The 7,642-nt window shown below is 40.9% G+C and carries 10 protein-coding genes, 1 tRNA gene and 1 pseudogene; 6 read left to right on the top strand and 6 right to left on the bottom strand.

Annotated features, from left to right (window positions below; all coding sequences use genetic code 11):
• Positions 1 to 430: 430 nt before the first annotated feature.
• The 3 genes from IQ211_RS17005 to gloB form a co-directional block, all read right to left on the bottom strand.
• A complete protein-coding gene (locus tag IQ211_RS17005; RefSeq protein ID WP_223281865.1) occupies positions 431 to 982 on the bottom strand; it encodes a MepB family protein in 552 nt (183 codons plus the stop codon).
• A 103-nt stretch (positions 983 to 1,085) separates the two neighbouring features.
• A complete protein-coding gene (gene mltD, locus IQ211_RS17000; protein WP_189761126.1) occupies positions 1,086 to 2,417 on the bottom strand; it encodes a murein transglycosylase D in 1,332 nt (443 codons plus the stop codon).
• Between the two features lie 72 nt (positions 2,418 to 2,489).
• Positions 2,490 to 3,245 (bottom strand): hydroxyacylglutathione hydrolase, encoded by a 756-nt coding sequence (gloB, locus tag IQ211_RS16995; protein WP_189761128.1) that lies wholly within the window; start codon positions 3,243 to 3,245, stop codon positions 2,490 to 2,492.
• Between the two features lie 52 nt (positions 3,246 to 3,297).
• Here gloB and IQ211_RS16990 point away from each other — a divergent pair, with 52 nt between their 5' ends.
• Positions 3,298 to 4,014, top strand: coding sequence for a class I SAM-dependent methyltransferase (locus tag IQ211_RS16990; RefSeq protein WP_189761125.1), 717 nt, complete (start codon positions 3,298 to 3,300; stop codon positions 4,012 to 4,014).
• 9 nt (positions 4,015 to 4,023) lie between these two features.
• On the opposite strand, the pseudogene rnhA reads toward IQ211_RS16990, so the two are convergent.
• Positions 4,024 to 4,556: pseudogene (gene rnhA, locus IQ211_RS16985) on the bottom strand (ribonuclease HI).
• A gap of 1 nt (position 4,557) precedes the next feature.
• Between rnhA and dnaQ the strand changes: the two are divergent.
• From dnaQ to IQ211_RS16965, 4 genes are all read left to right on the top strand, one after another.
• On the top strand, positions 4,558 to 5,307 hold the full coding sequence (gene dnaQ / locus IQ211_RS16980) for a DNA polymerase III subunit epsilon (protein ID WP_189761127.1): 750 nt from the start codon (positions 4,558 to 4,560) through the stop codon (positions 5,305 to 5,307).
• A 137-nt stretch (positions 5,308 to 5,444) separates the two neighbouring features.
• Positions 5,445 to 5,521: transfer RNA gene (locus IQ211_RS16975), tRNA-Asp, on the top strand.
• A 226-nt stretch (positions 5,522 to 5,747) separates the two neighbouring features.
• The gene (gene yefM / locus IQ211_RS16970; RefSeq protein ID WP_189761123.1) at positions 5,748 to 6,002 is read left to right on the top strand and encodes a YoeB-YefM toxin-antitoxin system antitoxin YefM; all 255 of its coding nucleotides are present in this window, start codon (positions 5,748 to 5,750) and stop codon (positions 6,000 to 6,002) included.
• Positions 6,002 to 6,256, top strand: a complete 255-nt coding sequence (locus IQ211_RS16965; protein ID WP_189761122.1) for a Txe/YoeB family addiction module toxin — start codon at positions 6,002 to 6,004, stop codon at positions 6,254 to 6,256. Before yefM ends, IQ211_RS16965 begins: the two co-directional genes overlap by 1 nt.
• 39 nt (positions 6,257 to 6,295) lie before the next feature.
• Here the strand turns inward: IQ211_RS16965 and IQ211_RS19710 are convergent, their stop codons facing one another.
• Both IQ211_RS19710 and IQ211_RS19705 read right to left on the bottom strand, forming a co-directional pair.
• Complete coding sequence (locus tag IQ211_RS19710) at positions 6,296 to 6,541, bottom strand: GNAT family N-acetyltransferase (protein ID WP_265575764.1); 246 nt, start codon at positions 6,539 to 6,541, stop codon at positions 6,296 to 6,298.
• A gap of 8 nt (positions 6,542 to 6,549) precedes the next feature.
• On the bottom strand, positions 6,550 to 6,852 hold the full coding sequence (locus tag IQ211_RS19705; protein ID WP_223281863.1) for a hypothetical protein: 303 nt from the start codon (positions 6,850 to 6,852) through the stop codon (positions 6,550 to 6,552).
• Between the two features lie 364 nt (positions 6,853 to 7,216).
• Here IQ211_RS19705 and IQ211_RS19935 point away from each other — a divergent pair, with 364 nt between their 5' ends.
• Positions 7,217 to 7,342 (top strand): hypothetical protein, encoded by a 126-nt coding sequence (locus IQ211_RS19935; RefSeq protein ID WP_265575763.1) that lies wholly within the window; start codon positions 7,217 to 7,219, stop codon positions 7,340 to 7,342.
• Positions 7,343 to 7,642: the final 300 nt, after the last annotated feature.

The raw sequence follows: 7,642 nt of genomic DNA, 5'->3' as shown, positions 1-7,642 counted from the left end.
ATTTAGAATGGCAAGATCTTAACGTGTTAATGAGAAAAGTACCTAAAAAAATTAGGGACTGACTTTTATTTAATCTAAATAACCCTATGGAAATTGTGAGATCTAGCCCTGGGTAAACAGAGGCAAAATAATACGGGAGTATGGTAGATAGTTGAACTAAATAAAATAATTTAAAAACAACAAAATAACTAATTTTATCGAATCCTGTAGGTGCTTAAATGGCGCATACCGCTCGCTGCACTAGCCTGAGACGTGTAACCGGGCGCAGCGTTGCGCTACAGTGGTATCGACGGCAACATTCGCCCGGAAAACTCCGGCAAAACGTGTTGCTCCAGCCACGTACGCAGCATGGCTCCCTGCGTAGCATCCTTACGTTCAATCGACAAAACGCCAAGCTCTATAATAATTAAATAGGCGGTAATAATTTAGTTTAATTATTATATGTATGGTTATAATTTAGGAAAATATTCTTAAATTTCTCAATGGCGGTTTCCTGTTTATCGAAATTTATAAAATATGAGGATTGCCATTTTTGTGTTTGGAGTGCTTGTCTTGACGTAGGGAATACCCATGTGGGATAAACTCGAATAGCTCTTTTACCCGTTTTAGTTTGACTTGAAAATATACCTTGTTTTATCAAAACATGTGAGTCAAACAGAAAAATACCTTTTTGATGCTCTGAAAAAGTCGCTATTAGACAAAAATCAATGTCATCATTTTTTTCAAAAGGCATTATTTCTGAATCTGGAGTTGGCCTTTTCCAAAGAGTCACAAATTGCCCTTGTTTATTAGGTGTTGTTTTAGCTTGACGAAAAATTATCGATTTGCCAGCTAGTTGAAACCGCATGGCTCCGTAATCATGGCTTTCTGTTTCTAGATAGGGAGTGGACGTTAATGGGAATGCAGAAGGGAGTAGAAGATACTTTTTTATTTTGATAAAGGCATTAGGTAAATTATTTATATTTTGTTTTAATGATACCAATTTGTATTTCCTCTTTCTTGATTCTAATTATCATTTTATTGTCAATGCAATAGTTCCCTGTCCCAAAGGCTAGGGAACTGTATATTGGAGAGGATAAACTCCCTTAATTAAGGTAAAGCGTTAACGCCATGCCAGGTTTTATCTCTTTGATTTTTATGCTCTTATTCCAGCTAATTAAATCATTAAGATTTACACCATGACGTTTCGCGATACTGAAAAATGAATCCCCTTTGCGCACTTGATAGGTGACGGGGCCGCTACTATCGATTTTCAGCACTTGGCCGAGCTTAAGCAGATCAGCTGTTTTTAAGCTGTTTAGCCTTTGCAATTCTCGGTGAGTAGTCTTGAAACGCTTTGCAATCGCGGACAATGTATCTCCGGCGCGAACAGTATAGTGACTTTGTTGCTGTACCTTGTAGGTATTGTTTTTAACCGCCAGACGGATGTCACTCAAGACGTTTTTATTGGCCAAAGACGCCTTAAATTGGTTAACGTTCTTCCTGGGGAGCATAATGTAGTGCGGTCCATGAGGAGACGTCATACCTTGTTTATAGCCAGGGTTATATGCCCTGATTGATGTCAATGATAGCCCGGATAGTTCAGCCGCTTGCGACAACATAATCTGTTGCCCCACTTCAACCTTTGCCAGAGCGTGTTGGCTGTTAGGCTTAGGAAGTTTGAAACCAAACTGTTCGTTATGGCGAATGATGTTACTCAATGCCAATATCTTGGGTACATAGTGCATTGTTTCCCGTGGCAGTGACAATGACCAGAAGTCTGTTGGTTTCCCTTGTGCTTTATTGTCTTTGATGGCACGTATAACCCTGCCTTCGCCACTGTTGTAAGCAGCAATGGTCAAAAGCCAATCTCCATTGAATCGCGTGTTGAGGTATTCAAGCATATCAAGAGCGACGGTGGTTGATGCCGCAATGTCACGACGGGCATCGTACCATTTATCTTGTTTCAGGCCATAATGACGGCCAGTACTTGGGATAATCTGCCATAATCCTGCCGCCTTGGCGTAGGAAGTAGCATGGGGATCAAAAGCACTCTCCACTATGGGCAGCAATACCAGCTCCATTGGCATATGTCGATTATCAAGCTGCTCAACTATCCAGTAAATGTATGGTTCTGCACGCAATATTACATTTTGGATATGGCCCTTGTGCTTCAAATAGTAACTTTGTTGTTCGCTCACCCTGCTATTAGCAGGAATTTCCATCTTCAACTCATCGCGAATATGTCCCCACAAATCTTGTTGGGCTGTCGGACTCACTTTCCAGTTTGCAGGATCATCTGATGCTGCAATACCGTTTACTTTCTGATTCGTTGAAGACATCTTCTGTGCTTGTTGCTGGGAAGGCGCCTTTGTTTGCAGGCCCGATTGACACCCAGCAAGAAGAACAGAGGTGAACAAGATCGTTTTTGTCTTCATGTTCTTTTCTAATGCTTGCCTAAAAGGTGAGCAATGATACTGGCCTATTACGTAGAAGACAACCCAATAAAATTAAAATCGATCTTTATAGGCCCTTAATTGCTGAAAAATAGAAGAAAGTGGCATGGAATTAGGTTTGATACCGATATTTTTTTGTAAATCAATATCGTGGCAATTTAAGAAAACATTGATTTTTTTCTCTGTTTGTAAATCTGTTGGGACTGTTGCCTGGTTATTTTCACGTAATTTAAGCATTTTTTGATAATAATCGTGAATAATCTGATTGTCAGGTAATACTGCTTTTGCAAATTTCATATTTGCTACCGTGTATTCGTGAGCACAGCAGATCAATGTATCATCGGATAATGATGAAATTTTCTCCAGAGAGGAAAACATTTGTTCGGCTGTACCTTCAAATAGTCGTCCACAACCCCCAGAAAACAAAGTATCTCCACAAAACAGATAGGGAGCCTGATAGAATGCAATATGGCCAAGTGTATGTCCTGGCAGCGCTATGACTCGGAAAGAAAAATTTCCTATTTCAACGGTGTTATCTTCATAGACAATATGAGTTGTTCCTTTGTTTTGTGTCTCTTCAGGGCCGTATACGGGTAACTTAGGATATTGTTTGCGTAGTCCAGGAACCCCGCCAACATGATCATAATGGTGGTGTGTCAGCAGTATCGCAGCGGGAGTAAGTTGATTTGCTGCTAATATATCAATCACAGGTTGTGATTCAGCAGGATCGATAATGGCGCAATGCTTGTTTTCATCACAAAGTAACCAAATGTAGTTATCTGAAAGGGCTGGTATCCTGATAAGCTCCATTATATGCCTCATTTTCATTGTAGGTTTATAAGTAGGTTGAAAGGAAGATGACATGCGATCAGCACGTTTAATCAAGCAAATAACCCTCCCTACTTCTTGGGTCGAGTTACCGTGGGGAGAATATTACCGTGTCGCTCTGGAACGTCAATTGGAACCATGGTGGCCCAAAATTTTTGGTTTTCATTTAGTGAAAATTGGTAACTTAAGTGCCGAAATTGATACTCGTTCCTGTTTGGTCAGCCATCAAGTCAATATAGGATTACAAGGGCAAAATATGGATGTCATTGCTGATCCCAATTATCTCCCTTTTGCAACTAAATCTGTTGATGCCTGCTTGTTGGCACATATGTTGACTTATAGTATTGATCCACATTGGCTTTTGAGAGAAGTTGATAGGATTATGATAGACGATGGTTGGTTGATCATCAGTGGTTTTAATCCAATGAGTATATTAGGTTTCAGGGAAATGATTGCTCCGGTATATCGTCGGCAATCTTGCAAAGCTCAAATGTTTACAATGCTGCGCCAATTGGATTGGCTGCGTCTTCTTAATTATGAAGTTATCCATCACGCCAACTTCCATGTTTTACCGTGGCAAAATGGAAAGCGTTTTGATAACTCCTGTATGTCAATATTGGGTTGTCTGAATGTGATTATCGCCCGCAAACGGACGATACCGTTGACATTAAACCCCATGCGGGCAAGATTGATGAAACCAAGATTCAGTAATGCACTGGGAGCGGCGAAAAATATTCACCGACGCTCATGAGTTGGTGGGTTAATTTTCGCTTTCGATATAGCCATTATCCGCTTGAGTGGGGTTATTAGCGGCTGTGCGAGCCAGCTCATCACACCGTTCATTCTCCCGATGTCCAGCGTGGCCTTTTACCCAGCGCCAATCAATGTCATGCTGCGAGATAGCCTTATCGAGCCGCTGCCAGAGATCGACATTGACGACGGGAGATTTATCCGCTTTTTTCCAGCCGCGTTTTTTCCAATTATGGATCCATTGGGTGATCCCTTGACGTACATACTGGCTGTCCGTCGTTAAGATCACGGCACAGGGACGTTTGAGAGCTTCTAATCCTATTATGGCTGCCATTAATTCCATACGGTTATTGGTTGTGCGAAAATAACCGCCACTCAAGGTTTTTTCTTGCTGTTGGTAGCGGAGTAAAACGCCATATCCGCCAGGACCAGGATTACCGAGGCAAGAACCATCGGTGAAAATTTCTACCTGTTTGTTCATTTTTGGTAGACTCTTCCTATATTGTCTTTAATCAAAAATCTAAGTCTGACACAAAAAAACATGATGAGCACTGCTATTACTCGCCAAATAGTCCTCGATACTGAAACAACCGGTATGAACAAACTAGGGGTTCACTATGAAGGACACAACATCATTGAAATTGGTGCCGTGGAGGTTATCAACCGTCGTCTGACTGGACGCCATTTTCATATTTATATCAAGCCAGAACGTTTAGTTGATCCAGAAGCGTTTGAAGTTCACGGTATTAGTGATGAATTTTTGCAGGATAAACCGAAATTTGCTGATATCGCTGATGAATTTATTGAGTTTATCCGTGGTGCTGAGTTGATTATTCATAACGCAACGTTTGATATCGGCTTTATGGATTATGAATTCAGTAAACTGAATCGTAATATTCCACCGACTGCTGAGTTTTGTACTATTACAGATACTTTGGCATTGGCAAGGAAACTTTTCCCCGGCAAACGTAATAATCTCGATGCGTTATGTGATCGTTACCATATCGATAACTCAAAACGTACCCTCCATGGGGCGTTGCTCGATGCCGAGATTCTGGCGGATGTTTATCTGTCAATGACGGGTGGTCAGACATCATTGGCTTTTTCGATGGAAGGGGAAACGTCAGGCAGTACGCAAGTTGCAGAAATCCAGAAGATTACTCGCCCACAGTCAGGTCTGAAAATTGTTTATGCTTCCGATGAAGAATTAATTCAGCATGAATCTCGTTTGGATTTGGTGGAAAAGAAGGGGGGAAGCTGTCTTTGGCGTATAAAACCTGAACAGATACATTGAGGAACAGCAGCAAAATAGGGGTAAATGCATAATTGCGGCGAAATACTGTGCAAATAAACTATTTTGTTATAAAAAGCGATTGACGGATTTTATCGTAGCCCGTATTATCCACCCCGTTCTCAACCAGAACGCCATGCGGTGCGGTAGTTCAGTTGGTTAGAATACCGGCCTGTCACGCCGGGGGTCGCGGGTTCGAGTCCCGTCCGCACCGCCAGAATTTATAAGCCCTGAGTTTTTGACTCAGGGCTTTTATTTTTTGCGAAAAAATTTCTATTAAAACGAATCAATCTTCCAATCTTGAAGCATGAGTCATTAATTCTTGCTGCTGTCGAAATATCACCGTTCACACATTGACTAAAATATAATCGTACAATATATTGTACAAATGATTTGGTCGATTGGTGTACATTATCATCAATAAATTGAATGGGGCAGTCATAATGAAAGTTTTAACCTATAGTGAAGCCAGGCAGCATCTTTCCGAAACGATGATCAGCGTAGTTAACGATTGTAGCCCTGCAATTATTACGCGAAAAAATGGGGAAAGCTGTGTGTTGATGTCTTTGTCTGATTATGAATCATTGCAGGAAACGGCCTATTTGATGCGTTCTCCAAATAATGCGAGTCGGTTAATGGATTCAATTGCAGAATTACGCTCAGGAAAGGGGCAGGCTAAGGAATTGGATCTGGATTGATGAAAATTACCTTTTCCGGTAGTTCCTGGGAGGATTATCTTTACTGGCAGCAAACAGATAAGATAATACTGAAGCGTATTAATCAGCTTATCAAAGATATATGTCGTCATCCTTTCGAAGGGATTGGTAAGCCAGAGCCATTAAAACATAATTTGGCAGGATTTTGGTCAAGGCGTATTACTGAGGAACATCGTTTGGTATATACGATTGAAGAAGATCAAATCATGATTGCAGCCTGTCGATACCATTATTGATAGATGCCCTGAGTTTTTGACTCAGGGCTTTTTGTTTTTTTACAGAACATCTTCAATCCACTTATAAAAATACGTTGTCCCTGAAAATTCTCCGTTGGAATCGATGACAAAATTGGGGATCTGCCCGACTTCAATAAAACCACATTTTCGGTACAGTGTAGACGCTGGATCGTGAATGCGTGTGTCCAATACCAGTAAATGACGTTGATATTGTTTCGCCAGGCGCTCAAGTTCATTCATCAACTTTCTACCAAGCCCACGCTGGCGGTAAGCGGTATGTACCATCAGTTTTTCTACATCGGCACGGTGCAATCCATTCTTTTTCTTGCAGAGGGAAGTTGCACTGAACCTGCGATATTTTCACCTTCCAACGCGACAAGGAGCACTCGATGACTTGATATAAGATCTGCTTCAACATCTTGCCAATATTGCTCTGCTTCGTTTTCTTCCAATGGCGCAATAAAGCCGATAGAGGCATTACTTTCGACACAGTTATGGAGTGAATGAATCAGCTCATCTCGCCGTGTATTGATGGAATCTAGTTGCATAATAGTGAATGTCGGTACTGGACTGAATGTGAGGTTAGACTTAAGCATGTGTAGTTAAGTATGAAATAATAATTCATGATTAACATTTAAATAAATCTAAAATTATAAGAAATAGCCAAGATCATCAAAGAATAGATATCAATATTCCTTTGCTTCATGGCTATTTCATAAGCATGAACCGCAGAGGCAACTGCTATGATAATTCACCGATGGAACGGGTACTCCGGAGTTTGAAAAGTGAATGGCTCCCGCCGGAAGGCTATCGTGTAAAACCTTACAGGTTAATTGAGCGCTTACGTCCATCCAGACACAGACTTGAAAAACGTTTTTGGCGAGGTCAATGCCAACGACTTTGATCGTATTCATGAGATGTTCTCCCGAAATTCAATGCATCGAAAAGTCGGAAAGAAAGATGACACTGTTTGCCGCTGAAAAAGGGGACGTCCATCACATCACTACATGCTCTCCCTTTCAGGCTACGGGAGTTTTGGTTTCGGTGATCCTTGCAGGCAATGGGATCGTTGATGGTTACAGTTAAATACTGTATCTATTGAATGAGTCAAGGTCAAATACTTATTGTGAAACTCAGTGAGCAATCAAAATTTATATGTGGGGTGGATAAAATCCAACAAGAATTAGATTTAGTGTAAGAAAAAGTTTCCTGCGTTTTATCACTCTCTGCGATAAAGATTTTCAAGGTCAGTACGTGTATTCAAAGTTAAAAATCTGGGTCGTGACATCAATTTATTGAATCATGTATAGTATGCCTATTTGGAGAACATTCAGATGGCAAAGATTGATGTGACCTGTCCCTCTTGTTGTGCAGTTAAAGGGATCC

Origin of the sequence: Xenorhabdus griffiniae (genome assembly GCF_015163655.1) — a bacterium.
In the GTDB taxonomy this organism is placed as follows: Bacteria; Pseudomonadota; Gammaproteobacteria; order Enterobacterales; family Enterobacteriaceae; genus Xenorhabdus; species Xenorhabdus griffiniae.
Note: the sequence above shows the minus strand (reverse complement) of the source record. Positions and strands in the feature narration are given on the sequence as shown.

Bases quoted from the DNA above. Each gene is read 5' to 3' on its own strand.
- mltD (WP_189761126.1), bottom strand. From the start codon at position 2,417: ATGAAGACAAAAACGATCTTGTTCACCTCTGTTCTTCTTGCTGGGTGT.
- gloB (WP_189761128.1), bottom strand. From the start codon at position 3,245: ATGGAGCTTATCAGGATACCAGCCCTTTCAGATAACTACATTTGGTTA.
- IQ211_RS16990 (WP_189761125.1), top strand. From the start codon at position 3,298: ATGCGATCAGCACGTTTAATCAAGCAAATAACCCTCCCTACTTCTTGG.
- dnaQ (WP_189761127.1), top strand. From the start codon at position 4,558: ATGAGCACTGCTATTACTCGCCAAATAGTCCTCGATACTGAAACAACC.
- yefM (WP_189761123.1), top strand. From the start codon at position 5,748: ATGAAAGTTTTAACCTATAGTGAAGCCAGGCAGCATCTTTCCGAAACG.
- IQ211_RS16965 (WP_189761122.1), top strand. From the start codon at position 6,002: ATGAAAATTACCTTTTCCGGTAGTTCCTGGGAGGATTATCTTTACTGG.
- IQ211_RS19710 (WP_265575764.1), bottom strand. From the start codon at position 6,541: ATGGTACATACCGCTTACCGCCAGCGTGGGCTTGGTAGAAAGTTGATG.
- IQ211_RS19705 (WP_223281863.1), bottom strand. From the start codon at position 6,852: ATGCTTAAGTCTAACCTCACATTCAGTCCAGTACCGACATTCACTATT.
- IQ211_RS19935 (WP_265575763.1), top strand. From the start codon at position 7,217: ATGACACTGTTTGCCGCTGAAAAAGGGGACGTCCATCACATCACTACA.